This window comes from Moorena bouillonii PNG, from assembly GCF_001942495.1.
Lineage (GTDB): Bacteria > Cyanobacteriota > Cyanobacteriia > Cyanobacteriales > Coleofasciculaceae > Moorena > Moorena bouillonii.
On the sequence record NZ_MKZS01000001.1, the window covers coordinates 4280755 to 4306496 of the forward strand.

Genomic DNA, 25742 nt, shown 5'->3' on the forward strand with positions numbered 1-25742 from the left:
CCTCACTCATACCCCTCTAGCTTCTAGAGGCTCCTAGTGAGAACGAGCCGCACCCTGTTAAATCAGTAAACGCCCCAGCAATATTAACCTCACCCACCAAACAACGAGGACGCTGATCGTTTTCCGGTAGGTTACAGGGTAGGGCTGTTTTTAGCAAGGCAGTACGAACTTTTTGGGGGTCAGGTTCTTCACCCCGTTGCCGTTGCAGACTGAGCAAAAGTGCCGCAACTCCACTGACAATGGGGGTGGCAAAGCTGGTGCCACTGAGTCTGACTGTACCACCTCCGGGTTTAGCTCCTATAATATTCTCTCCCGGAGCCAGAATCCCTTGGTTTTGATAGGTTTGACCCCAATTACTCAGTTCTAGGGGTTGTCCCTGGCCATCCGTGGCTCCAACTGCTAGGACAGCCGGAAGGGCAGCGGGAACGTGTAAACACTCACACCCGTCATTGCCCGCAGCCGCCACAATTAATACATTATTGTCTCGGCACAGACGGACAGCCTGTTGGAGCCAGTCCTCTGCTTCACCATAGTCAGTCAGTTGTCCGCCGCTGATATTGATAATATGCGCTCCGGCATTAACGGCCTGTTCAATGGCACGAGACAAATCCAGTTGGGAGAGGCGGCGACCTTCATCGGCGAACACAGGTATGACTAACCCCTGGCAGTTCGGGGCAATCCCCTGCACAGGAGAACCATGCTGACCCAAAATCAGACTGGCAACATGAGTCCCATGGCTCGACATCCTCCCGTTTGGGTGTGCCTCTCCCTGAACTAACGTTGGCAACCGCTTTAGCCTAGCCCCATCAAAACAAGGATGAGCCTGGTCAACAACCCCATCTAGAACTGCAACAACAACTTGGGAGTCCCCTTTGGTTTTTTCCCAAAGTCCCTGTATTCCTGGGATTTTAGCAATTTCAGACATTGAATCCCAAACTAATTTTGGATTGTTAAGCCATTGGTTAACATACTATGTCCAGTGGTATAGAAGACTGATATAGCCACAAAACTTAATATTTAGGCACTTGCGTGTAAAAAAAATATCAATTAAAGTAGAATGGGCAGAGTTATATATAGCAATTTTTAGCGACGTTTGAGGACAAATCTTATCCTTTAAGGCAAAAGGCAAAAGGCAAAAGGCAAAAGGCAAAAGGCAAAAGGTAAGCTATCAGCTATCAGCATATGCTTAGATGGGCAAATCCCCAAACTTTCAATTCTGTCAAATCTCGAAATATTAAATTATCCTGTTCGATGTTTATTTTAAGCATTAGGCATTATAGCTGACCGCTGACTGCTGACCGCTGACTGCTGAATGTTGAGGGCAAAAGGCAATATTCAAGAGGGTTTTAAAGGAATCAGCCTCAAATAAAACTGTACCTAATAACTGCGAGAAACGCTATAATCTGGAATAATCGAAAAACCAAACTGTTTTTGAGCACCCTCAAAGCTTCTTGATGACCTCTTATCTATTATCTATTGCCTCTTGCCTTTTTCCTTTACCAAATTAAATCGAAATACTATAGTCCAGGGCTATAGTAGGGTGGGCAAAGTTCTATAATCTAGAATACTCAAAAAAACCAAACTGTTTTTGCCCACCCTACAAGCTATTTCCAACGGCCAAGGGCTATAGTTTTTATTAAGGTTTTACGGGAACAGAAGCTAACATAAATTCCCCTACAGAAGACTCTTCATAGTAGTCAATTCCAGTGGCTTTTTGAAATAGATCAGAATTACCTGCTCCAATTCCACAGGGAGCTAAATTCATACTGGTGGCAACCAGATAGAAGGTTTGATACATAACTCCAACGTGTTTCAAAATTGCTGCATAGGCCATGGATTGATATTTCCAAAACATTCGTCCGAAGCGGGCGGTAATCACAAATACAACCTGGGGCTGATCATGTTGAGCGCTGGCAAACCAGACATCCTGAACTAATGCTTCCGTTTCTGCGGTCCATGCTGAGACTTGACACAACACATGGTCTAAGGGGTGATAGTGATAGAGTCCCTGTTCTAATCCTTGACAAGCGTTAACCACGGGATAAATTTCCAATTCATAAATCGCACCTCCACCGGGATAGGGACGGTTACTGACCTCTCCCCGTTCTGTATCGAAGAGTTTTTTCACCCTGGAGCAACGGTATAGAAACTGTCCTAATTGTTCAAGGGTGATCGGGGTTTCGTCATATCGCCGGATCGAACGGCGAGTTTCTAATGCCTGACTCAAGGGCATATCGGTTTGATTGAGTTCCTCTAAGTTTGGTTTTGCCAAGGGAATCACCACATCGCTCATCAATGGCTTCACCCCAGGCAAGGGGTCAATTTTACCGACATAGGGAAATATGCCACCCAAGGGATTATTATGTCTACCGAGGCGACTGCGAGAATGGAACAGTAAATCGTGAAATTCCCAAAACACTAGCGGTGGAGTAGCTTCTTCGCTTTTAACTTCTTCATCTTCTTCAACAGGACTGGCAAAGGATGCAGATAACATCTGGGCCGCAAACAGTAAACTGAGAAACTGTTGGGCAATCTCTTCAGTAATTCCGGGAATTTCCTGACTTAAGCTAGTAGCGGTTTGGGGTTGAGATAACTGACTCACTAACCCAGGACCCCGCCAGTCGGAAAATTTAATCTTACCTTTGGTAAGGGGAGACTCTAATACCATTTCCCCTTCGACTTGATGGAGATAGGCGAAGCGAGAGAGGGTAAATGCGATGTTCCTTTGGAACCGCTTCGCGAACGCATCCCAATCAATTTCAGGGCAATCGAAGTAATAATCCCCTACCATGGGAATAGCGGTCGCAAGGGGGGAAAGCTCAGGGGATGAGGGGGGGATGGCGTGGCAGATCCAGCCCAGTTCAATCAGACGATTCAGGTAAGCATCGAACTTTTCCCGCACTTGTGTGCCATCGGTTTCTAGGATTAAGGTTTGAAGTTGCCCGGGGGTGTGGGTTCCCTGTTTGAGAGCATCTAGAGCAGTTTTTAATCCCGGTTCCGGTTGATGAAATGTCAGCTTACGGCTTGAAGATTGGAGCAGAATATTTCCCTCAACAGGGGTGAGGGTGATTTCGGGTTTGAGGGAAACAGTTAAGGATGAGAAAGTCATTCTTCCACTCAGAAGTCAACAGTAGACTGCATTTAACATTAACCCAAGGTGACACCAGATAACGAGAAGAATTGTTGCGGGTTAGCAACACCCCAGAAGTGTTCAAAGTTTTCAAGGTTCAACAGTTCTGATTGAATTCTTAGTATGCATTACTACCAATTTTTTTTCCTAAATTTTCTCAGATGTTAAGGTCATAGCAATATCCTGTTAATATTTGATATAGGCAAACAAATGACAATCGAAATCTACGTCAGCACGGATATTGAAACCGATGGTCTTATCCCTGGACCTCACTCCATGCTCAGCATTGGATCAGCAGCTTATACGGCAGACAAAGAATTAATCGCCACCTTTACCGCTAACCTAGAACCCTTGCCAGGGGCACAAGCTCATCCCAACACCATGAGATGGTGGTCAGAAAACCCTGAAGCTTGGGAAGCATCACGAGTCAACCCAAAGCCTCCAGCACAGGTGATGCAGGCATATCACGCTTGGCTACAAGCATTACCCGGTAAACCGGTCTTTGTTGCCTATCCAGCCACCTTCGACTTTATGTTTGTCTATTGGTATTTGATCAACTTTGTGGGGGATAGTCCCTTTAAGCATTCTGCACTAGACATCCGCTCCTATGCCATGGCATTCCTAAAACGAAACTATAGCGAGTCAGGCAAGAAAAACCTACCGCCTGAGTGGTTAGAGGACATTCCCTTGACCCATGTTGCTCTTGATGATGCCATTCAACAAGGTAAGTTGTTTTGCAATCTCTTACAAAACAACTTACAGCGTGAACATTAGACTTCGCGGCAGTTGTCGGGAACAGGGAACAGCGGATCTGGGAACAGTGGACAAGAATTGACGTAAACACTATCAGAAAAATACTTTTGCAAGAGGTCTATTGATTTAGCTGGCTGGCTATGGAAAGGGATAGGGGCAGCCAGCGTCAGTATCAACTCTTGAGATCGTCAATATAAGCCTTAATAGTAGGTAGTGCTGTCATCTTTTCGTAGAAGAAATTGTTGACAATATTCATGATCTCTGATTGGATTATTTTTGCGTGGGGACCAAGGGGAACCCCCTCCTCCTGACGGCTGATGCAGCGGGATAGACGCAGCAGATGGCGCACGATCTCCAATTCCTCTTCCCCTTCCAAGACCTTGATCACTGACATAATCAGTTCATCAGTCTGATCAAGAATGCTGTCGATATCAAAGACGGTGCTTTTTTCCGTGGCTTCTTGAACCGTTTTTACCAGGGCGTGGACTTGATAAAGTAATGCCGCCGGTTCGTCAAAAAGTTCCCGCAGGAAGGCAGCTTCCTCATACTGCCCATTCAGCCGGAATATATTATACAAACGTTTGGCAGCTTTGCCATAGTTGAGATGATCTTCCTTAACATATTTTTTAACTTGGTCTTGCAACGCCGTCACGTAATCATCCATGACATCGCTGGAAACCTGCTTCACCAGTTTGTTAAAGATGGGAGCAGATTCGGCATCCAGGTAAACCTCTTGAAAATAAGCGTCTAGATAGCCGTCTAAGGGAGTGATTGTACCATCGGGAGCTTCCCAGGTCACATCCAACATGTTGCTAGCGTTGGCCAATTGACCGCGCACTGGATCAGAAATTACCCAGTCCAGCTTACACCAACCGGGATCGTCGGCTACAGAATCCCAGGTGATGATGACAGGATTTCCTTCAGAGTCCCTCGCTTCTATCTTTCCAGCCACAACTTCGTCAGAAGACCACGCGATCGGTGAGCCTTTGCTACAGGGGCGTTCGTTGCAGATAACGTCTTGGGGATAGCTACCAAATTTCAGTTCAATGAATTGAAAATTGTCACCCGACAGGCTGTTGATTGCTTTCTCACGCATAATTCGAGCTAGAATCTGGCAAGCTTCAGCCTTGGTGGGGGCAATAATATTCACCCGCTCGAAGTAGTCACAGTCTCCAGGGTGAGTTTGAACCTTGGATTGAGCGGCTGAACCAGAGAGGGCCAAAGCAGTTTCTACCAGACCAGGAACATCGTCAAATTCCACAATTTTACCGATAGTGCGAAAACGCTCCAGGTCTTTCGGGTCAAAATCCAACATGCTGACTTTGTGACCGAAAACCCCTGTCTTTTCATCGACGACAATATCGCTGCCCTCTGTGGTTTGGGTAATGGAATTCATCCATCGTTCCAATTCTTGTTCATTGAGTTGAACTCCCAATCGCTTGGCGGATTCAATGACGCGGTTCCGTGCATCTGCGGTTTGATCTGGTGTTGTACTCATATCGGATATCCTGAATATATATAATTGATGATCAATGATCAGAAAGGTTAAAAAAACCTAAAACTTTGTAGTCTTGCCAAAGAGCTTGGGTGTTGATTTCACTAGGCTTGCAATGCAAGACAATACGTTAAAAGCAGTGTCAAATGCTAAATTATTGGCGTTGCTGAATTAAGGAATGAATGCGCGATCATCTGGTTTTGGTCAAGCCCCCGTTGGTCCCCCAAGTGAGCAATTACTCGCTTGGGGGGCTAGAGGGGCAAAACCATACCCATAATCAGCAACGCCAAATTCTTGGCTGCTTTTTAATAGAGTATTTAAATAATTATCATATTTCTGAATGGTTAGAGCTAAGATACCAAATTTCTTTACAATGTTTTTAGCAATGCAGATAGGATGGGAATAGTTCTCAAAGTTGCAGCCCATCTGTTACGAGTAAACCCTTGGGAGAAATCTAATCATCTAAGGGAATGCCAACAACCAAGATTATCGTAATGCTCTCTAGGTGAGGTTAATTATAGAGGTTTGCATGTAGTTGAAGTCTAATAATTAATCCTGACTACTGACTAATTTGGTGATTGTAATTAACGAAGGTTGCAAACTCCTACTTCAGACCTTACAACCGAAGGTAGTGGTAAAGATGCAGTGATTTGGCTAGGCTCTGGTTAAGGTAACGGAAGCTAAAATCACTACTTGTGACCACTACCTGGTTAAGAAACCTAAGACTTTGTGATCGTGCCAAATAGCTTGGGTTTTGATTTCACTAGGCTCGAACTTTTGAGAATAAGTTAAAAGCAGTGTTAAATGCTAAATTCTTGCCTGCTTTTTCAGAGAGAGCATCTAAAAAGACATCATATTTCTGAATGGTTGAAGGTAAGAACTCAAACTTATTCACAACGTCTGTACCAATGCAGACACGATCGGAATATTTCTCACACAGTTGTAGCCAATCTGGATCGGGCACACCTTTGGGACAAATATAATCATCAAACACAATCCAGGCAATATCAACCCAGAGATTATCGTAATGCTCTAGAACGCGCTTAACAATCTGATAGTAGACCGGTGAATAAACGCGGCGAGAAATGCCACAGTGACACCAAACAAACTTGACTTTGGGATGCTTTTGTAACATCTCCTCCAGCTCGTGCAACCACATTGGATAAGTATTTGTGCCCACCGACGTGATATTTTGGTGAATACAAACTGGCATCTCGAGGTCGGCGCATAGTTCAAACACGCTGTCCATGGCCGGATGGTTGCTGCGGGGAGGTTCGCCGTAGGTGAGGTTGGTTAAGTCGTCGTGGCGGAAGAGGATTTCGCCTACTCCACTCCACATATTGGGAAAATACTTAATCGTCCGTTCAATGTGTTTATAGGCCAACTTATCGCAGGGATTGAATCCGCCAATGAATAGGAAAAAGCGTTGTTGCTCTTCGGGAGATAAGGATTGATAGTCACAGGCAATGAACGGATCAACGGCACTGTAGTAGTAACACTTGGAGTTGTCTCCCAAATAATATCCTGGTGAACTGCGTTCCCAACTCGCCCATAGCTTGGTGACCGGTAAACCAAACACACAGGCGTGGGAAATATTCCCCTTATCCATGTACTTTAAACACTTCCGCAGCCCACCTGTATCTTGCAGAAAATCCACAACATGTAAATGAGCATCGATACATTGGTATTTTGAACCCTTCAGTGGTTCTAGAACTCCCATAGTCTTCACTCCTAATGAACTGATTCAGAGTAGGGTCTAAAGGGGAATAATTTTTCGCTTATCAGCATACGGACATTCCCCAAAATTCCGACAATTTGCTAACAATTGGCTGAAAATTAGTCTAAAATTTGCTCTTAAGCCACCAGCAATTTCTGATAGGTTTCTCGCAGGTAGGTGATGTCTTCTGCACCCAAACCTCGCCTACAGACTCGATCTAACTCAGCTACAGATGGAATGACCGCTTGCAACTTATTAAACTCAACCAATTTATCAATTAAAAGCCGATCGCTTTCTTGTTCCAATCCAATAAATGCTGCCATCAGATCATCCGCATCTTGAATGCAATTAATGACTGAGGGCCATCCCATCCGCTCTAGCAACTCTTTTTCTTCCTCTTGGGAAAGTACCTTCATGATGGCACCCAGGGAACGACCAGAATTGATAAATTTTAGTACAAAATCCCAGCCAATCAACTCGATAAACAAGATATCCATCTTGCCATATAGCCAGGTCAGAGCCTCTACCAAATCATTAACATTAGCAATAGACTTGCGAATCACCTCTTGCCCCAAAGAATTAAGGAAGTATTCCTGATCCGCTTCATTCGCCAATAGGGATAATCCCTTGAACAAGGTACTTCCCTTAGTGACTACTTGGCTTAATTGTGTGCCAAAACACTTGAGATAGGGTTGTTTGCTAGCCCCTCGCGTATCTAACACTTTTTCGAGAATTAGCAGAAACTGTTCATCAGTTGTAACTAGCTCTAACATTCCCTCACCAATTTGGGACAAAATCTCCTTATCGGCTTCTATGGGAGTGAGTTCTAGGGCAACGAATAATTCCTCTGCGGTTTCTAATTCAACAGTATCGTCCTGATAGGAAATCTGGCACGGCATTGTAAACTCCTTTTAATTGATGGAGTAGTTATAAGTCAGTTTGATCCAATTTCTTGGTTATTTTAAACCTGTATAATCTTATAGCCCAGCTTGACTAATGGCAAGTCCCTGTGTTGCTTTAAATTTATTAAGGATTTTCTAAATCACTATCCAACCGTCAATCCAGCGATTGCGTAGCGCGACGCAGTAGCGTCCTTCGCCTCCTTTCAAAAACAACATATTTCTTTATATTACATCTTGAAGTGCGTTTGGCTGGGGGTTGTATAGCTGCAACTTCTATTGGTCAGGGTAAAAAGCCGTGTACCCGATCAACAATAAACTATCAACAATAAACTATCAACAATAAACTATTAACTATCAATCATCAAGCTTCCAATCTTTTAATCTGTCCTGCTTGCACTGAAAGAATCTGAGACGAATTCAGCCATTGGGAATCAAAAGCTCCCAAGTGAGTAGTAGTAATTAAAGTCTGAAACCGGTCCTGAATAGCATCCAACAATAAATTTTGCCGATTCAAGTCTAATTCAGCTAATACATCATCGAGTAACAACAGAGGTGGCTCTCCCACCACCTCTTCAATGAGCTTCAATTCTGCTAACTTGAGCGCTAATACCAACGTTCGCTGTTGACCCTGAGAACCATAGGACTTAGCTGGGGTCTGATTAATGGTAAACTGTACTTCATCCCGGTGAGGACCGACTAGGGTTCTCCCTTGATGAAATTCAGGAATAGAGTACTGTTGGATTTTCTCTAAAAAAGCCTGCTTGACTAGATCTGGGTCATCTTTGGAAAGACTGACATTGGGAGCATAGGTAATATCCAATACCTCTGTCTTGCCACTAATACTAGCGTGCCATGCTTGGGCTAAAGGAGCTAACCGTTTTAGCATTCTCTCTCGACGGCGGGTAACTCGTGAACCAGCAGTAGCTAGTTGGGCATCCCACAACCCTAGCTCGGCATTGTACTGGTTGGATACTGATGCCTCAACTTCCCCTTCTTGTTGAAGTTTACGGATTTTTTTGAGCAAAGCATTGCGCTGTCGCAATACCTGGTTATATTGCTGCAAAATGTAAGCATAAATTGGTTCGAGCTGAGTCAGAATCGAATCGAGCCAGGCGCGACGCCGCTCTGGTGCTCCTCGCACTAGTTCCAAATCCAGGCTAGAAAACTGTACTGCATTGAGAATACCTAAAAAGTCCAACTGCCGACGTAAGGATTCTTGATTGAGAGCAACAGTACGTCGTCCTTGAGTGCGCAAGGTTAATCCTAGTTCTACTGAACCATAGGTTCGTTCTAGAGTAGCCCGAATCTCCGCAATGGGAGTAGTTTCTAAGACCAATTCGCGATCGCGTGCTGACCGATGACTCTTTAGGGTAGAGAGCAACTCTACTGCCTCTAGTAGATTCGATTTCCCCTGAGCATTATTACCCAGCAAAATTGTCTTGGGAGCATCGAAGTTAACCAGGCAATCCCTGTAGTTACGAAACTGTCGCAGGTGTAGGCTCTTAAGGTACATCCATTTAAGGTTACAGGTTGGGGGTTAGCAGGTTAAGAGGTTAAGAGGTTGGGAGGTTGAAGGTTAAGAGGTTGGGAGGTTGAAGGTTAAGAGGTTGAAGGTTAAGAGGTTTAAGGTTAAGAGGTTTAAGGTTAAGAGGTTGTTCGCCCAAGGCGTCCCTTGTAGGGTCGGTTAGCTGGTTGAAAGTGAGCAGGTTCTAGGTTATCAGGTTCTAGGTTAATAGGTTAAGAGGCTTAAGATTAGAAGTTTGATCTGAACTGAAAAAAATATCTAACCGTCCAACCTGCCAACCTTCAACCTGCCAACCAGCTAACCTTCAACCTTCAACCAGCTAACCTTCAACCTTCAACCAGCTAACCTTCAACCTTCAACCAGCTAACCTGCTAATCTTGAACTTTTCCCTTGCTAAACCAACGAATAAATAATTTCTCCAGCTCAACCCAAACAAATAGTGATGTACTAAAGCCAAGACAGACAGCGAATTCCATCATAGTCAGAGGTTCAGTGCCAAAGAAGTCTTGCAAAAAGGGTACATAGACCAGTAGCAGCTGTAAGAGAGTAGTCACAGTAACTGCCAACAGCAAATAAGGGTTAGATAATGGGTTTAATTCCAGAGTAATGCGTTTGTTGGAGCGGACTGCCAGGGCGTGGCCCATTTGAGCAATACATAGGGTAGTAAATACCATTGTCTTCCAGTGAGGGAAGTATCCATAGGCAATTGCCATTAAGGTAATGTTGAAAATGGCAAAAACAATACCAATGCGCACCATATAAGACCCCAACCCTCTGGCAAAAATACTTTCCCGAGGACTAAAAGGCGATCGCTTCATCACATCCGGTTCTGCTGGTTCCACAGCTAGGGCAAGAGCGGGTAAACCATCAGTGACTAGGTTCATCCAGAGAATTTGTAAGGGTGTGAGGGGAACATCTGGTAATCCCATAATCGGGGCTGCGGCAATAGTTAATACCTCACCGATGTTACTGCCCAGGATGTATCTAATAAAGCGACGAATATTGTCATATACTGTCCGACCTTCTTCTGTAGCAGCAACAATGGTGGCAAAGTTGTCATCTAAAAGCACCATATCGCTGGCTTCTTTACTGACATCGGTTCCGGTAATTCCCATAGCAATACCAATGTCAGCTTGCTTGAGAGCGGGTGCATCATTCACTCCATCTCCCGTCATCGCAACAAATTTACCCCTACCCTGGAGTGCCTGAACAATTCTAAGTTTGTGTTCCGGAGCAACACGAGCATAAATGCTGACTTGGTCTACCTGTTCCTCTAGATCGAGCTGGGAGAGCTTTTGTAACTCCTGACCAGTCAGTACCTGATCACCTTGATTAGCAATTCCCAAATCCTGGGCAATCGCTCTAGCGGTAAGTTTGTGGTCTCCAGTAATCATAATCGGACGAATTCCAGCATTCCGGCACAGCTGAACTGCTTCTCGTACCTCTGGGCGTGGAGCATCCAACATTCCCACTAACCCCAACCACACCAACCCTTGCTCTAAGGTTTCATGGTCTGCTTCTGGAGCTGATAAGCTATCTAGGGACTTATAGGCAAAACCTAGCACTCGCAAACCAGCCCCTGCCATTTGGTTATTCTGTTCCAAAATCTGTTGCCGCTGCTCTTCTGTCAAGGGTTGACACCCTAGATTTCCTCCTGCTCTGTCATCATTATGTATTGATGAAGTACAATGCTCTAACACCAATTCTGGAGACCCTTTGGTCAACATCATGTAACCGGTCAGTTGTCGGTTCTCGGTTGTTCCCGTAGCGTGGCCGAAAGGCCAAGGTTGTTCCCCTTTGGCGTTCGAGTAGGGTAACTGAGCAGGTAAGTTAGCAGGTTGAGAGTTATCTGGAGAACTATCCCACTGACAAATCACACTCATACGCTTGCGCTCAGAGGAGAAGGGAATTTCATCCACACGAGAATACTTTTGACTCAGGGGTTCCTTATCCACACCGCCTTTACCAGCCAGAGCAATTAATGCTCCTTCTGTGGGGTCTCCTAAAATCTTCCACTCCCCCTGTTCATACTGCAAGATGGCATCATTACACAGAGCACAAGCTAGAAGTAGGGGTTCGAGTTCGGGATACTGTTCTGTAGTAATGGGCTGATTGTTTAGGAGAAATTCCCCTACAGGTTCATAACCATTCCCAGTCACCTGAATACTAGTGTTGAGGGTATCCACCCGTTGCACAACCATTTTGTTTTGGGTCAGGGTACCAGTTTTATCAGAACAAATCGTAGTAACACTTCCTAAGGTTTCCACAGCTGGTAGTTTGCGGATTAGAGCATGACGGCGTACCATTCTCTGGGTTCCTAGGGCTAAGGTAACAGTCACCACCGCTGGCAAGCCTTCTGGAACTACAGCAACTGCCATACTTAAAGAAACTTCTACCAGTTGTTGGAACACACTCAAGTCCCAACCGCTTACGCCCAAGCCAATGATAATTACTAGTGCTACTAGCAACAGCGAACCGGTTACCAAGACTTTTCCCAGCTGAGACATGCGCTGTTGCAGAGGTGTCGGTTCACTTTCCACCCCTTGTAGCATCTGGGCAATTTTACCCAGTTCCGTATTCATCCCAGTACCAGTAACTAGAACTTTACCTCTGCCTTGGACAACTTCAGTTCCCTGAAAAACTAAATTAATGCGATCGCCTATGGGAGTATCTTCCGATAGCTCCACCTCTACGGTTTTATTGACAGCATTAGCTTCCCCAGTCAGTGCAGATTCTCTGACCTGCAAATTCGATGCCTCGATCAGCCTACCATCTGCTCCAACTTGTACCCCAGCTTCCAGCAACATGATGTCCCCTGGCACAAGCTGTGGACTATCTATCTCTAAGGTACGACCATCCCGCAGCACTCGTACCTTAGGGGATGCCATACTTTTCAGGGCTGCTAGGGCTTTTTCAGCACGGCTTTCCTGGAGATACCCGAGGATGCCATTGAGAATCACGATTGATAGGATAGCAATCGTATCTTTGAAGGGGAATTCACTGGCCTTTTCTGAGGCTTGTTGCAGATTGATCAGATCTAAAATCCCGGAAACTATGGCTACCGCAATCAGCATCAGCAGCATGATGTCCTTGAATTGGTCAAGGAACATTGCCCAGGAACTGCGCTTTGCTTTTTCCTCTAGTTCATTTAAGCCATAGTATTGTAAGCGCTGTGATACCTGTTGAGAGGTCAAACCCACTTGAGGGTCACAGTCGGATTCTGCTAAAGAATTTTCGACAGATTGGGTGTACCACGCTTTTAACGGGTCAGGCAATAAATTAGAATGGGTCAATGGATTCACCGGGAATGTTTGCGTTTAGATGATATGCATTCGATCATAAAAATTTCCTAGGGAGTTTGGAAACCAAGACTATAATCGAATCTAGCGCAACAAAATAGCACCAGATGCAGCAAGTGAAGATCTGTTGTTCAAAGTCTGTATTCTACAGATAGGCAGTTGGCGCTAATCCTAGTAATTTAGTTTGTATTTGATCAGGTTTTATTTACTGTTGAAGCTCAACGGTTGACTATTAACGGTGATCGTCAGAGTTGAAATAATTTAATCTAGGGTTTATCATACCTATGAGGTACATAAATTTTTTTTATTATTACCTATTAGCAGCTCCGAAGCTCCCTGTTCCCTGTTCCCTGTTCCCTGTCCCCTGTTCCCTAAAACCCATAAATTTGTACCTCATGAGGAAAGATAATTGCTATATTGATTAATATTGATAGCGAACATTGAAGTAGAAGCCCTCATCCTGGGCATTGTTACTGCGATCATCCAAATCAACCAGAGGAATGCCATAGTCAAGTCGCAGATTCAGCCCTGTCACTGGCTGCACAATTAGCCCTAAGCCAATACCCGCTAAAAAGCGTTGTGACGGTAACGTATTAGGATTGTCAGGGTTATTCCAGACATAACCCATGTCGAAAAACGGAATTAGTTGTAATGCGGGGTCATCGTCTACGTCTCGATGTAAAGTGATACGGTCTTCAACAGAGAATCGTACTCCATTGTCCCCTGCTCTGATATTTTGACGGTAGCCCCTCAGGGATTGACCACCCCCAAGCAAAAATTGTTGGGGAGGCAATAGGCTATTGGGGGTAAGCTGAACTTCGGTTCCCATAATTAAGAAATTATCCTCTGAGAGAATCTGCAACCGCTGTACTTGACCTACCCAGCGAAAAAAGCGCCCATCAGGTATAGGATCGGGGTTGATAGTGGCATCAAACCAGCCAGTTCCGAGACTCAAAAGCGATCGCAAAAACCAAGTTCCCTCCAAATCCCGACGTAGATACTCTTGTTCAAACTTAATCACGCTCAGGGTAGTCGAGCCATCTTGATCTGGACCAAAGCCAAACCCAAGAGGCTCATCACCCAAAAAAGTCTGACCATCTCTGTAGCTGAATCCTAGAGACAGAGCAAATTCTTCCCGAGGTGTACGGTACAACGGCTGACGAAATCGAATTTCATATAGCTCAGATTCTCCCTCAATATCAAAAACATTGAATGGTGCTTGAGTCACCCGATTACGGTCGATCACTGTTCGCAGTTCTAAGGTACCATTTCGGGGATTGAGGGGAAAGCGATAGCCAATATCAAAAATATTAGACCCCCCAGTGGTCGAACGGCGATAAGTGAAAGAAATTTCATCCCCATTGCCAGTTAGGTTGAGATGCCGAAGATTAAAGCTCATTCGTTCAGAACCAATACTAGGAGGTGAGTAGTTATCAACCCATACACTGCCTTCGAACGGATTAGCTTCCACAACACGAACAATCAGAATGCTCTGTCCTACTTTTGTTCCTTTGCGCAGGCTGGCTTCTATACTTTCCAACTTTGGGTCAAGCCGTAACAATCGTAATTGGTTTTCCAAATCAGTAGTATTGAATGGTGTTCCAGTACCTAACTGGACACGGCTGCGGATATAGTTGGCATTGAGGCGGCGTGTTCCTTCAACTTCGATCTTTTCTATACCCCCTTCTAGGACACGAATTGTAACAATGCCCTTGTTAATGTCAATGGTTTGCTCGGCCAGAATTGCTCTAGTGTTAATATAGCCTTGCTTGAGGTAAACCGTAGTAATAGCATCCGCGACTTCTCTTAGTTGCTCAATAGTCAGGGAGCGTCCTTGATAAGGTTGTATGATCTGCTTAAACTGCTCTGGTGAAAAGATAGTGCTGCCAATGACTTCAATTTTATCAACTTGAATAGTTTGAGAATCAAAAACAGTTAGTTGAGCAGGTGTATTGGGTTTATTATCTAGTAGAACTGGTTCTTCTGAATCTGATCCTATGGGCGCTAATAGTTCACCTATCTGATTTTGATAATTTTCATCAACCAATTGTCCTGACTCCTGAGCGATTTTCTTCTCCTGCTGGTTAACCAGAAGGTTACTTGTGCTTAGAGATCTATGATTGCTTGGCAAAGAGGTTAGGGTTACTGCTAGGGCATCATTACAAGTGCTACAGGCAATTATTAAATACAACGGTGTAAATTTATTTGATATTAATTTATTTAAGAAATACTTAATAAGCACAATTTGAATTAACATCTGATGCCAAAGCAATCCGATCTTCGAGCGCATCGGGTTTTTTATTCTCCTTAGGTGGGGATATCTAGGGATTTTGGGTGACAACGAATGGTTCAAACGTAAACGCCACTAAAAAGCCTAACCCTGATTAGTTCAAAAATTCCAAAAAACTATCACCATCGTCTCTCGCAGTTATAGCTTATATCAAATTCGTTTAACAAAACTCCCTATCCATCCCCACCGTCTTTCACGGTGGGGATGGATAGGGAGACGACAACTAGAGCGCGATTCGTGCTAAAATAAAAGTGGTCGATGACCCTCCTGACTGACTAAAAGGCTACCTTCAAGGTGTAAAAGTACGCTTCAGAGTTCAGGGTTTGAAGTTACCGTAAGTAGAGGGTCGCCTTAATCAAACAGTTTTAACCAAAGGTGCGCTTTCCGTAGGCGAATTAAATTCGCCACGGGTCGCACCTCTTTTACTCATAGCCTGCAAACTATAAAGGCTCCACTATCTTACGGTAACTTTAAACCCAGCTACCGACCGTGCGGGGGAAAGTTACGCCCTTGGAGATAACAGCAACATAGTTGTTGTGCCGGGGAATCCCCATCCCTCTACAGGGTGGNGTTTTTTATTCTCCTTAGGTGGGGATATCTAGGGATTTTGGGTGACAACGAATGGTTCAAACGTAAACGCCACTAAAAAGCCTAACCCTGATTAGTTCAAAAATTCCAAAAAACTATCACCATCGTCTCTCGCAGTTATAGCTTATATCAAATTCGTTTAACAAAACTCCCTATCCATCCCCACCGTCTTTCACGGTGGGGATGGATAGGGAGACGACAACTAGAGCGCGATTCGTGCTAAAATAAAAGTGGTCGATGACCCTCCTGACTGACTAAAAGGCTACCTTCAAGGTGTAAAAGTACGCTTCAGAGTTCAGGGTTTGAAGTTACCGTAAGTAGAGGGTCGCCTTAATCAAACAGTTTTAACCAAAGGTGCGCTTTCCGTAGGCGAATTAAATTCGCCACGGGTCGCACCTCTTTTATGCATAGCCGACCAACCATAAAGGCGACCCTCTACTAAGGTTTCGTCTCCGGGAAGAGACTTGCCCCAGCTGGTCAGCTATCGCTGTAATTCCAAGGTAAGTCTGTCGCCAAAATATGCGTCGATAGAAGGCGGATGTCTGCCTGTGGACGCTGAGTAAGACCAAGACGAGCAGGCGCGCGCCTCCTAGGCCGGGTTCCCCGGCCTTGGGTCGCGCCTCTGGTTGAGGCATCGGGGACCCGCGCGGGAAACCTCGTTCGCGTAGCGTCGGGCAAAGCCCGAAAGACGAATAAAACCGTCCCTGATTGAACTGAGAATGGGAAGCCCCAACCGAGCGCGAACGCGCCCCGCGTGACCAAAGGTCAAGCAGGTTGGGGTACTTCACTTACCCATAATCAAAATCTCTACCCTGTCTGACCCTGTGGTGGGTTTTCCGCTGTCAGTATAACCTTTGTGTATTTAACAGGTGCGCGCCCGTTCGCACTCAGCGTCGGGCTTTGCCTAAAGGGTCGCACCTATAGCGAATTCAATTCTTAATGGGTCAAGCACACCTATTAACTCTTGGCAAAAAAATCCCTTGGCTAGTGTCGGGGGAACTCTTTAGAAGTATGAAGTGTGAATTCTCACCTTATTATAGGCAATTATAGGCAAATGCTAGTTCTTGAACTATATAGCAATAGTTAGTATATACCTATACAAACTATTAGATAAATTGTATCAAAAGCTACAATTTATCTTGACGACTATAAAATCCAATAGTTATAGCATATTTATTTATAATAATCGTCTGCCTTAATTTACTGCTCTTCCGCACTTGTTATGGTAACAAAGCAGTTCAATCATCCTGATCGCCTTATTGGGAATTGCTTGAGCGCCTAATTTTTGCCCTCGAAAAGCCGCTCAGAAACAAGCAATGAACATCACAAACATGGCAGGACTTGGATGATGGCAGGACTTGGTAGTGCAACGACAGCCCAATAGTCTTTGCCATACCAATGGGATCCTACCATAGAAGCTGACGCTTCGCGATGCAAAAGCTGATTTGACTTACCCCACCCAACTTATAAAATATCAGTGAAAATTATGGGTGGGGACTGCACTCAATCATTGTGTTCAATTGAACACCATATCAGTATGACATGATGGCGTCTCGCGGATGAACTTCATATTAATTGAGCGAGTTTGCTTGCCATCCGCTGACACTGCCATGATTGGGTAGTCAATCAGAGCATCCTGCAAAGACATCTGGAAGCGGAAGGTACCGTCTGGGTTAATCTTGACCGGAAGTCCATCAATAGTAACGGAAGCATCAGGATCAGTGGTACCATGGATAATTAGCTCCGCATCTGCCAGTAACAACAATTCCGGAGAAGGAGCAGGGGGAGCATAATCCCTCAAACCAGCTCCCGACATGTTTGGAGAAACCCACTTACCAATACCCGAAGGGAAAGCATTGGAAGTTATTGCTGACCTTGGAACTTGCTGCATAGAACTATAAACAGAACCAGCTACTGCCTGAGATTCCCCAGATTGAGTTATGCCAAAGATTTCGCCATAGATAGGGGGATTAGGCATTTCCGAGCTACTCCCATTAGCTGTTTGGCTAGGTGGCAGAAGTTTTAGGACAGTCTTACCCTGTAAATTATCATTCCAGTTGACCGTGATGAATTGGTCTTCCATCCATTTAGAGGGATAGGCTGGGGGGGCATGGATAGGTGCTGAACGGGCCAGAACTAGCCATTGACCATCTTCACAGCGATAACCAATCTCAACTACATAGTCGCGATCGCTAACTGGCATGGGTAGATACCATTCTCGCGCTAGCTCATCACACGGATATTCTTGGATACTATGGGGACTTTGATCATCCAGTTTGATTGCAGTAACATCATAGAGCCTTAGAGCGAGTTGTTGACCTCCCTGAGAGCGCAGTTCTTTTTTATGTTCATTCGGAATCTCCCAATAAGCATAAGACCAATGTGGATCACGAGGCATTAGGACAATCCGGCTTTCACCATAACCTTCTGGTAGCTCTGCTAATCCCTCATCAACAGAAACTAGACTATCACTAGTCGGCTCTTCTTGAGCTAATTCAAACTGGCTTGATTCGTCCTTTGCTTGTGCCTCAATTATCGGCGATGGAGTGGTAGACCTTTTGTGACGTTCTATTGCTTTAATTTCCGCCAATAAGCGTGCTTTACGCATTCTGCTGTATCGAGATATACTATATTCACTCGCAACTCTACGTAATTGCCGTAAAGTCATTTCTTCTAGGGGAGTTCCTTCTTTTGCCATGATTTATTTTCTATACGTTGTTAGGTTGGCTGATAGATTACTGATGTCAATCTTGAGGTGTGACCCGTGCTCGGGTTCCCTGGCCTAGGAGGCGCGCACAAAGAGCGAATTTAATTCTTAAGGTGAGACCCGTGGAGAATTTAATTCTTAATGGTAAGAGCGCACCTAAGGGTCAAGCGCACCTAATTAAAACAAGTTTTGGTTGCTATGAAACTTACCTAAAGTCAGACCTGACTAAAGTTTTTATCCTTCTTGATTCCCAGATTTTAAAGGCGCTACCCTAGGCCGCGAGGGATTGCTCGCGGCCTAGGAGGCGTGCGCCTTGAGGGAAATTACCCGTCTACTGCTTATTCGAAACTTCAGTTATTTTTTCTACCTACAATATGGTAAAGTCAGCCATCGATAATTTGGTTAAATACTAACAAAGCCACATTTTTATGGAATCCTCTGAGCAACTATATATAACAAGAAATTTTTTGGTCAGGTCAAGGGTGAAATCAGCCGATTTCTGGTAAATTCACGCATTTGTCAGAAAAGTGGGACTCAAAATGTCATGAAACTGTGACATCACTCCTCACAACTTAGGACTTCAGTCATCAATATTATCAACTTAGCTACCATAAATGATCTGTAGCCAAGAAGGATAAAACTCTGATCTACTTATCATTGAAATTCTTTATTAATCATTTATCTCTCAGCCTTGATGATAAGCAACACTATATGACTACTTTCCTCAACGGTGAGCGAAGCGTGGCAAGCCAAAGCTAATCGCATCATCAACCATCGACAGGAATAATCATTAGTTTTCCCTTTTCTTTTCGACAGGAATTGACTGGTCAGATATGTTTGTAGTTATCTTACCATCCAACCTTTAATTAACCACTGACCCCCTTGGCGTACTAAGTCATACTTGACTCTTAAGTTATCATTACTCGAAGCTGCCGGACTCAGCATACCATCTTGATATACCTTTGCTTGCTCCTTGACCGCAGCATCTATCACAGCTTGATTAGGATTGGATGTGTTAGTCTCAACTGAGTTAATTTTGACGCTGTGCTTGTAGATCCGGTAAGAGTTATTGGTTTTAGCCGCTTTAGCACTTTTGAGCCAGACAGACAGAGCTGGCTCAGCTAAGATTTTATTAAGTTGCCCTACCTCATGTTTTGGTCCAAAGGCAACTTTCTTAGTGTTTAGCCAGGTTTCGATGACTTGCTGAGCCGTTTCTTGATTTAGAGGACCACTCGGAGCAATGAGCCCACTGCCGCTAGGAGGAATTGGGACTGGAGGTTGGTCAAGCTGCACAAAAATCTGTTCTCCCTCTAAGGGTGGTTTTGAAAAACTTTTAAGAGCTTTATTGAGCAAAACCAGCAGGATGCCCAGTCCTAGCAAACCTAAAATACTCAGGAAAATCAGACGTCTTAGTTTAGTCCCTGGTTTGAATCGCTCTGGTGAATATTCAAGACGATCAGGGGATGAATGATTCAGACTGCTCCGCTGACTTGAGGAGTCTTTGACCAAAGAAGCGCCTCTATACCACCCGCCTGAGGTGCTTGAATTTTGACTATCCAGGGTTTTGCCTGACTTGCCCCCACCCAGAAAGCTACCTAAGGACTGACGCCTACGACGCCGTCCATGACTCCGCAAGCCTGTTGTGTTTGACTCTAAGTCCTGAGAGGTTTGTGGTTCTGAGCCATTTGATGAGTGGGATATCCCTTGACCTGTAGGCAAAGTTGATACCCCATTATTAGTTAAGCGATCGCTATTGACCCCGTTTTGACTAACACCGTTTGCCAACGCCGCACTTGGCCACCTTGATCCCACCGTTACTGGTTCTGCAGTTGTCTGTGAGCCTTGGCCATTGCTTAGTCTATCTTGCCCCAGCATGCTTTTAGAAGAGCCTACTGTTGCATAGGTGGTTGTTTGGGAAGGTACAACCGTCCACTGATTGCTAGTTTGCTCAGATGAATCTGGTAAATTTTCTAGATAGGCTTGTACTTGCTCATCAGCAAAGTATTGCTTCAAAGAAACCTTCTGATTGGCCAAATCCCGGAAGTGGGGAAATACAGATTCTTGTAGCCAACGCTCTCCGTACAGGCATAATCCTGGCAATAAGTCTGGGGAATTTTGAGAATGTTCCCGAATGAAAGCTAGAGGTTCGTATTCCTGGCTCAGTTCCAAGGCACGACTGGCTTCTTCCGTTTGGCCCAGAAGCAGAGCACACACCCCTTGTTCTAAGTGAACATCCTGCCGCTTCCCCAAACGCATCAGCATTTTCTTGGCACGAGCAATCAAAGCCGGTTCTCTGTGGGCAAATCCCCTTGCTAGTAATGCGTAAACAGCTAGGTATGTAGCAACAGCTGAAGGACGTCGTGCTTCAGCTTCAAATAAGGTTTGCTGTTGGTTGGAGGTAAGATAGCCTCGTAACTGTTGGATAAAGCGAAGAAAGTCATCAATCCCTAAACCAGATTGGTCATTACCAGTGCCATCAATCCCTCGGCGCTCCTGTAACATTTCTTGGAGCAACCGCAAGCCTTTGCGACGCTCAATGGCTTTTTCTTCTGGCAGGGCTAATAATTCTAAAATCCGATAAGGGCGAAGTTTATAGAGGTCTGCCTGGATTTCCCCTCGAACACTCGGAAATAAGCCTTCTTGTAGGAGTAATTGTTGTCCAGTTTCTAGGGACATAGCTGCGTTTTCATACTCCCCTTGCTGCCATTCCTCTCGACCTAGCTCTAAGCAGGCTATAGCTAAGGTCAAAACTACGTCGGGTCGAACAAGTTGGGGATCCCCCAATTTCCCCTGACTTAATCCAACGCTGTTACCTTTTTCCAGTAACGGTTGCGCCAGTTTTATAATCAGTTCGTATTCCCCAAGTTCTTGAAGAATCAGTAAGCTTCCGAGTAATTGGTCGTTATCAATTTCAATCGTGGGAGTGTGAGCTTCGACGGTTTCACCTGTTACTGTTTGATTAGTATCAGGAGCACCCGCCACTGATGGGTGTTGCTCTTGGAGTTGATAAGCTTTGGCAATCAAGCCAGCATCATACTCCTCTCTTGTTTCGGGGTCACTCAAAACCCCGTAGGCTTTTTCAAGGAGAGTTTTACGAGAGGCTATTGCTGCTTCCGAATATTCTCGGCGCGGTAGTTGTAAGGTACGATCACGATAGGCTTGGCTGAGCTGTTGGGCTGTAGCCTGAATCGGCAATCCTAATATGCGGTAGTAATCGAGCGGAATGCGCACGGTTCACTTCCCCAGCTTTTCGAGCAACTGAATGAGTTGATGATAGCCCATATCGTACTCCCTAAACTGGCTATAGCTATTTATCTGTCACTTTAAAAGACACAGTATCGCAGCTAACCGGTTTTGTCGAGTCCCTAAACACTATTAATTCTAGCAATTAGGGTGGATCATCTTCTTTAATTAACTTTAATTAAACTAAAACACTAAAGGAGTAGTGTGATTTTAAGTCAAGTCAACTTGACCTAACTATTACCTCTAGGCTTGACCTATAAGATAAATTCTGGAAGATAAATCCTGTAGGCTTGAGTGAAACTTTATAATAGCTTTGCTTAAATTGGCTAAACAAGTAGTTTGGCTAAATGCCAGTATAGTGTTGGGACAAGTATAGGACAAATTAATGGCTCAGGAAAGAACTTTACCTAAAGTAGAGGATTACAGACCCATTACCAGCGCAGAAGGATTACTCCTTTACGAGGATATGATGCTCGGGCGCTTGTTTGAGGACAAATGTGCTGAAATGTACTATCGGGGCAAAATGTTTGGTTTTGTCCACCTCTACAACGGTCAAGAGGCAGTGTCAACAGGAGTCATCAAGGCGTTGCGTAATGGTGAAGACTTTGTTAGTAGCACCTATCGTGACCACGTCCATGCCTTAAGTGCAGGAGTGCCAGCACGGGAAGTGATGGCAGAGTTATTTGGCAAAGCAACAGGCTGCAGCAAGGGACGCGGTGGTTCAATGCATATGTTCTCACAAGAACATAATCTCCTAGGAGGCTATGCCTTTGTAGCTGAGGGGATTCCCGTTGCCACGGGTAGTGCTTTCCAAAGTAAATACCGTCGCGAAGCCTTGGGGGATGAGAGTGCTGATCAAGTCACCGCTTGCTTTTTCGGTGATGGAGCTTGCAATAATGGTCAGTTCTTTGAATGTTTGAATATGGCAGCCCTTTGGAAACTGCCCGTTATCTATGTTGTGGAAAACAACAAGTGGGCAATTGGGATGGCTCATGAACGGGCAACATCCCAGCCAGAAATTTATAAAAAAGCCAGTGTATTCGGCATGGCTGGAGTAGAAGTTGATGGCATGGATGTAATGGCTGTCAGAACTGTTGCCCAAGAAGCGATCGCTCGGGCTCGTGCAGGAGAAGGCCCAACCCTGATTGAAGCCCTGACCTACCGCTTCCGAGGTCACTCTCTGGCTGATCCTGATGAACTCCGCTCCAAAGAAGAGAAGGAATTCTGGTTAACTCGCGATCCCATTAAAAAGATGGCAAGTTACCTGACAGACAATAATCTAGCTACTCCCGAAGAACTCAAAGCCATTGAGAGCAAAATCCAGGAAGTGATTAATGATGCAGTTGAGTTTGCCCAATCCAGTCCTGAACCTGACCCTAGTGAACTATATCGCTATGTTTTTGCTGAAGATTAGCTTAATCCGCGATTCATCTCACACTCATGGCGAGCGCATGTTCGTTGTGAGATGAATCGCGGACAGGAACTGTCTTGCATAGGTTGAAAAATGCTATAATGAAAATAGTAGGGAAGACAAATTAAGAGCTAACCGCCACCTACTAAGTCAAAATTGAACTTTTTTGTATTGTTCCGGTGCGGAGGGGCATCCCGGAGAGGAAACCTTAGAAGAGTGGAGCCTTAATCATAAAGTTTTAACCCTGTTATGCATAGCCTGCTAACCATAAAGGCTCCACTCTTCTTGCGGTAACTTCTGACCGTATCGTTAATAAAGCTTACCGAGTATCCTAAGCGATGGCCGGAGTTGGTAAGAAGCCCACACTGTAATCTTGGCCAAAGGCCAGGCTAAGCGAAGGATTCAGTGTGGGAGTATGTCACTTACGGTCTCAATCCTAGGAGTGCCATCGGCTGGTACCCAGGCAATGTAGGTGATACCGTGACCCAGGGCGTATTCTCTAATTTGTGCTGGTGAGCGTCCCCCTAAATCCATTTCTACCCTGACCAAATGCTCAGAATCTCTAAGTTTTTGGGCATAGGTAAGAGCGATTGCCTCAGCTTCGGGCAATTCTGGCACTACTAACCAATCACTAGCTGGTGTTCGGCTGGGTAGTTGATTACTGGACAGTAAGACATAATGAAGGTCTTCTAGGTTGAGGCAAAAACCAACTCCAGGGTAGTTTTCTCCTTGAGGATGATATACACTCAGCAATTGATCGTACCGCCCTCCCTGACCTAAAACTCGGCTAGAGCCCTCGCTACTACTGACTACTTCAAAGACAATACCAGTGTAATAGTCAAAGGTTTGTACTAATGTCAGGTCAAGAACGATCGGTAAGGGGCTAGGGGAACTACTATTTAAAAGTTCCACCAGGGATTTGAGATTGGTCACAATCTCGTGTTCTGATGAGTCTAAATCCAAGCTAGCAACCTTTTGCAAAACATCAGCAGGGTCTCCCCTCAGGTCAAAGAGAAACAATGCCCGCTCTCGCAATTCTGGAGAGAGGGGTAAGGTTTCTAGGCTAACCCGGTCAAGATAGGCAATAGCTTGACGAACCTTTGTTTGCATAGGTTTGGGGAAGGGAGACAAAAGCGATCGCGTTAGCCGAGCTTCTCCCAAAATCAGGTGCCACTGCTGTAACCCTAAATTATTAAGACAATCGGCTAGCAACAGCAAAATTTCCCCATCTGCCAAGAGCCCACCAACTCCCAATAATTCTACCCCCGACTGGTAAAACTCTAGTTGACGTCCGTGGTGACCTATACTTGGTCGTCGAAATACATTGGCATTGTAATAGAGTCGCTGGGGTAAGGATAGGCAGGCTTCACTATTACTGCCAGCAATACGAGTGACCATTGCTCTGGCTATGGATGCCGTTAATTCTGGACGCAGCCCCAGCGTTCCTTCCTCAGCATCGTGCAACTGGATGACCGTGGAACGTTCAACAGCTCCTCCTGCCATCAGGGTATCCAACCATTCTAGGGTTGATGTGATAATCCGGTGATAACTCCAGCGGTGAAATACTTGCTGTAAGTGGTTAGCAATCCAGCGTTTTTGGGTAACTTCTAGGGGGAGTAAATCCCTTGCCCCTGGGGGTGGTTGATGAATCATTACTTTTTCTTTCCACCAAATAAACCACCAAATAAGCCACCACCAGATTTATTGGAAGGTTTCCCTTTAGCTGCTTCAGGCGAAACTTTTGGTTGGCTACCGCCACTTTTGGGGGTTAATTCATTGAGAATCTGTTTCGCCTTCAATGCTTTTTCGTTCTGAGGGTTCAATTGCAACGCCTTATTAATGTGTACTTTAGCCATTGTCCCCTTATTTTGCTTCAAATAAGCAATTCCCAATAAACTATGGCAGTCGCTATTGTTTTGGTCCAACTTCAGAGCTTCTCGCAACTCCAGAACTGCCGCAGCAAAATTGTTTTTCACCAAATATCCTTCAGCACGGCGGATATAGCTATCCACTCGTGATACTCCCTTAGGCCCAACCGACCCTCCCTGTGATGTGCCAGCGGTACTAGTCTGACTATTTGGCTGGGTCACACCAGTTCCTTGAGTTTTCACAGGGGTTGACACAGAAGTTTTTACCGTTTCGCCCTTACCACTTTTACACATCAAATAAACTAGGTTAAGTTCACTGATTTCGGCAATTTTTGCCAAGGCTTGGTCAAGGGCTTGGTATTGCTCTGATGCTAGGTGGTCAACTGAGCTTCTGTAAAGATTATCTAAATTTGCCCCTGCTTGTAATAATTGCTTAGCCGTTACGCTAGCTAGGGAAATTTTATCTCCTTGAGCCCCTAACCGCTTACTCAAGTGGCTTAGACTAGCAGCATAGTCACGATGACCTCTAGAGAGCTGTTCATAAGCGGGATTAACCAGCCGTGTTAACAGCAGATTTGCTTGTTTTTTTTCCGCTTCGGTACTGGCTTTGCAACTGTCGGGATGCAAACGTCTAGCAATTTGAAGGTAGCGTTGACGGACTGCCTTAACATCCGCATCAACTGGAATTCCTAAAACTGCGTGGTAGTCAGTGAAATCAAGCTTGAAGAGTCCGTATTCAATTTTCAAAGACATAGGCAACTGTCCCATCTCAACTGCTGCAAGGCTCGTTTCTAGTATCTCTTAGATTAGAGAA

The 25742-nt window shown here is 45.0% G+C and carries 13 protein-coding genes and 1 pseudogene; 2 read left to right on the forward strand and 12 right to left on the reverse strand.

What is annotated here, in order from left to right; translation table 11 throughout:
- Nucleotides 1-52: 52 nt before the first annotated feature.
- Together BJP37_RS17480 and BJP37_RS17485 are read right to left on the reverse strand one after the other, a co-directional pair.
- Nucleotides 53-925 (reverse strand): annotated as a pseudogene (locus tag BJP37_RS17480) (S8 family serine peptidase); the annotation flags it as partial.
- A gap of 711 nt (nucleotides 926-1636) precedes the next feature.
- Nucleotides 1637-3109 (reverse strand): SagB family peptide dehydrogenase, encoded by a 1473-nt coding sequence (locus BJP37_RS17485; RefSeq protein WP_075900643.1) that lies wholly within the window; start codon nucleotides 3107-3109, stop codon nucleotides 1637-1639.
- A 231-nt stretch (nucleotides 3110-3340) separates the two neighbouring features.
- On the opposite strand from BJP37_RS17485, the gene BJP37_RS17490 reads away from it, so the two are divergent.
- Nucleotides 3341-3904: a 3'-5' exoribonuclease domain-containing protein gene (locus tag BJP37_RS17490; protein WP_075900645.1), complete on the forward strand. Its 564-nt coding sequence runs from the start codon at nucleotides 3341-3343 to the stop codon at nucleotides 3902-3904.
- A 151-nt stretch (nucleotides 3905-4055) separates the two neighbouring features.
- Here BJP37_RS17490 and BJP37_RS17495 read toward each other — a convergent pair whose 3' ends face one another.
- The 8 genes from BJP37_RS17495 to BJP37_RS17535 all read right to left on the reverse strand — a co-directional run bounded on the left by BJP37_RS17495 (nucleotide 4056) and on the right by BJP37_RS17535 (nucleotide 21637).
- On the reverse strand, nucleotides 4056-5381 hold the full coding sequence (locus tag BJP37_RS17495) for a hypothetical protein (RefSeq protein ID WP_075900647.1): 1326 nt from the start codon (nucleotides 5379-5381) through the stop codon (nucleotides 4056-4058).
- A 760-nt stretch (nucleotides 5382-6141) separates the two neighbouring features.
- Nucleotides 6142-7098 carry an amidohydrolase family protein gene (locus tag BJP37_RS17505; protein WP_075900651.1) on the reverse strand — a complete coding sequence of 319 codons (957 nt, stop codon included), beginning with the start codon at nucleotides 7096-7098 and terminating at the stop codon, nucleotides 6142-6144.
- A gap of 134 nt (nucleotides 7099-7232) precedes the next feature.
- Nucleotides 7233-7994, reverse strand: a complete 762-nt coding sequence (locus tag BJP37_RS17510; RefSeq protein ID WP_075900653.1) for a hypothetical protein — start codon at nucleotides 7992-7994, stop codon at nucleotides 7233-7235.
- A 364-nt stretch (nucleotides 7995-8358) separates the two neighbouring features.
- Nucleotides 8359-9510, reverse strand: a complete 1152-nt coding sequence (gene recF, locus BJP37_RS17515; protein ID WP_075900655.1) for a DNA replication/repair protein RecF — start codon at nucleotides 9508-9510, stop codon at nucleotides 8359-8361.
- Nucleotides 9511-9893: 383 nt separating this feature from the next.
- Nucleotides 9894-12824: a cation-translocating P-type ATPase gene (locus tag BJP37_RS17520; protein WP_075900657.1), complete on the reverse strand. Its 2931-nt coding sequence runs from the start codon at nucleotides 12822-12824 to the stop codon at nucleotides 9894-9896.
- 418 nt (nucleotides 12825-13242) lie between these two features.
- Nucleotides 13243-15111 carry a ShlB/FhaC/HecB family hemolysin secretion/activation protein gene (locus tag BJP37_RS17525; protein WP_229415348.1) on the reverse strand — a complete coding sequence of 623 codons (1869 nt, stop codon included), beginning with the start codon at nucleotides 15109-15111 and terminating at the stop codon, nucleotides 13243-13245.
- A gap of 2104 nt (nucleotides 15112-17215) precedes the next feature.
- The gene (locus tag BJP37_RS17530) at nucleotides 17216-18397 is read right to left on the reverse strand and encodes a DUF4912 domain-containing protein (protein ID WP_075900659.1); all 1182 of its coding nucleotides are present in this window, start codon (nucleotides 18395-18397) and stop codon (nucleotides 17216-17218) included.
- A gap of 852 nt (nucleotides 18398-19249) precedes the next feature.
- Nucleotides 19250-21637: an IMS domain-containing protein gene (locus BJP37_RS17535; protein WP_075900661.1), complete on the reverse strand. Its 2388-nt coding sequence runs from the start codon at nucleotides 21635-21637 to the stop codon at nucleotides 19250-19252.
- Nucleotides 21638-22034: 397 nt separating this feature from the next.
- On the opposite strand from BJP37_RS17535, the gene pdhA reads away from it, so the two are divergent.
- On the forward strand, nucleotides 22035-23063 hold the full coding sequence (pdhA, locus tag BJP37_RS17540) for a pyruvate dehydrogenase (acetyl-transferring) E1 component subunit alpha (protein ID WP_075900663.1): 1029 nt from the start codon (nucleotides 22035-22037) through the stop codon (nucleotides 23061-23063).
- Nucleotides 23064-23462: 399 nt separating this feature from the next.
- On the opposite strand, the gene BJP37_RS17545 is transcribed toward pdhA, so the two are convergent.
- The gene (locus BJP37_RS17545; RefSeq protein ID WP_075900665.1) at nucleotides 23463-24713 is read right to left on the reverse strand and encodes an ATP phosphoribosyltransferase regulatory subunit; all 1251 of its coding nucleotides are present in this window, start codon (nucleotides 24711-24713) and stop codon (nucleotides 23463-23465) included.
- Nucleotides 24713-25681 carry a J domain-containing protein gene (locus BJP37_RS17550; protein WP_075906202.1) on the reverse strand — a complete coding sequence of 323 codons (969 nt, stop codon included), beginning with the start codon at nucleotides 25679-25681 and terminating at the stop codon, nucleotides 24713-24715. The genes BJP37_RS17545 and BJP37_RS17550 overlap by 1 nt, the downstream gene beginning before the upstream one ends.
- Between the last annotated feature and the right edge of the window lie 61 nt (nucleotides 25682-25742).

Excerpts from the sequence above, each read along its gene's own strand:
- BJP37_RS17530 (WP_075900659.1), bottom strand. The coding sequence starts at position 18,397 with ATGGCAAAAGAAGGAACTCCCCTAGAAGAAATGACTTTACGGCAATTA.
- BJP37_RS17550 (WP_075906202.1), bottom strand. The coding sequence starts at position 25,681 with ATGTCTTTGAAAATTGAATACGGACTCTTCAAGCTTGATTTCACTGAC.
- BJP37_RS17485 (WP_075900643.1), bottom strand. The coding sequence starts at position 3,109 with ATGACTTTCTCATCCTTAACTGTTTCCCTCAAACCCGAAATCACCCTC.
- recF (WP_075900655.1), bottom strand. The coding sequence starts at position 9,510 with ATGTACCTTAAGAGCCTACACCTGCGACAGTTTCGTAACTACAGGGAT.
- BJP37_RS17545 (WP_075900665.1), bottom strand. The coding sequence starts at position 24,713 with ATGATTCATCAACCACCCCCAGGGGCAAGGGATTTACTCCCCCTAGAA.
- BJP37_RS17505 (WP_075900651.1), bottom strand. The coding sequence starts at position 7,098 with ATGGGAGTTCTAGAACCACTGAAGGGTTCAAAATACCAATGTATCGAT.
- BJP37_RS17525 (WP_229415348.1), bottom strand. The coding sequence starts at position 15,111 with ATGCGCTCGAAGATCGGATTGCTTTGGCATCAGATGTTAATTCAAATT.
- BJP37_RS17510 (WP_075900653.1), bottom strand. The coding sequence starts at position 7,994 with ATGCCGTGCCAGATTTCCTATCAGGACGATACTGTTGAATTAGAAACC.
- BJP37_RS17490 (WP_075900645.1), top strand. The coding sequence starts at position 3,341 with ATGACAATCGAAATCTACGTCAGCACGGATATTGAAACCGATGGTCTT.
- BJP37_RS17495 (WP_075900647.1), bottom strand. The coding sequence starts at position 5,381 with ATGAGTACAACACCAGATCAAACCGCAGATGCACGGAACCGCGTCATT.
- pdhA (WP_075900663.1), top strand. The coding sequence starts at position 22,035 with ATGGCTCAGGAAAGAACTTTACCTAAAGTAGAGGATTACAGACCCATT.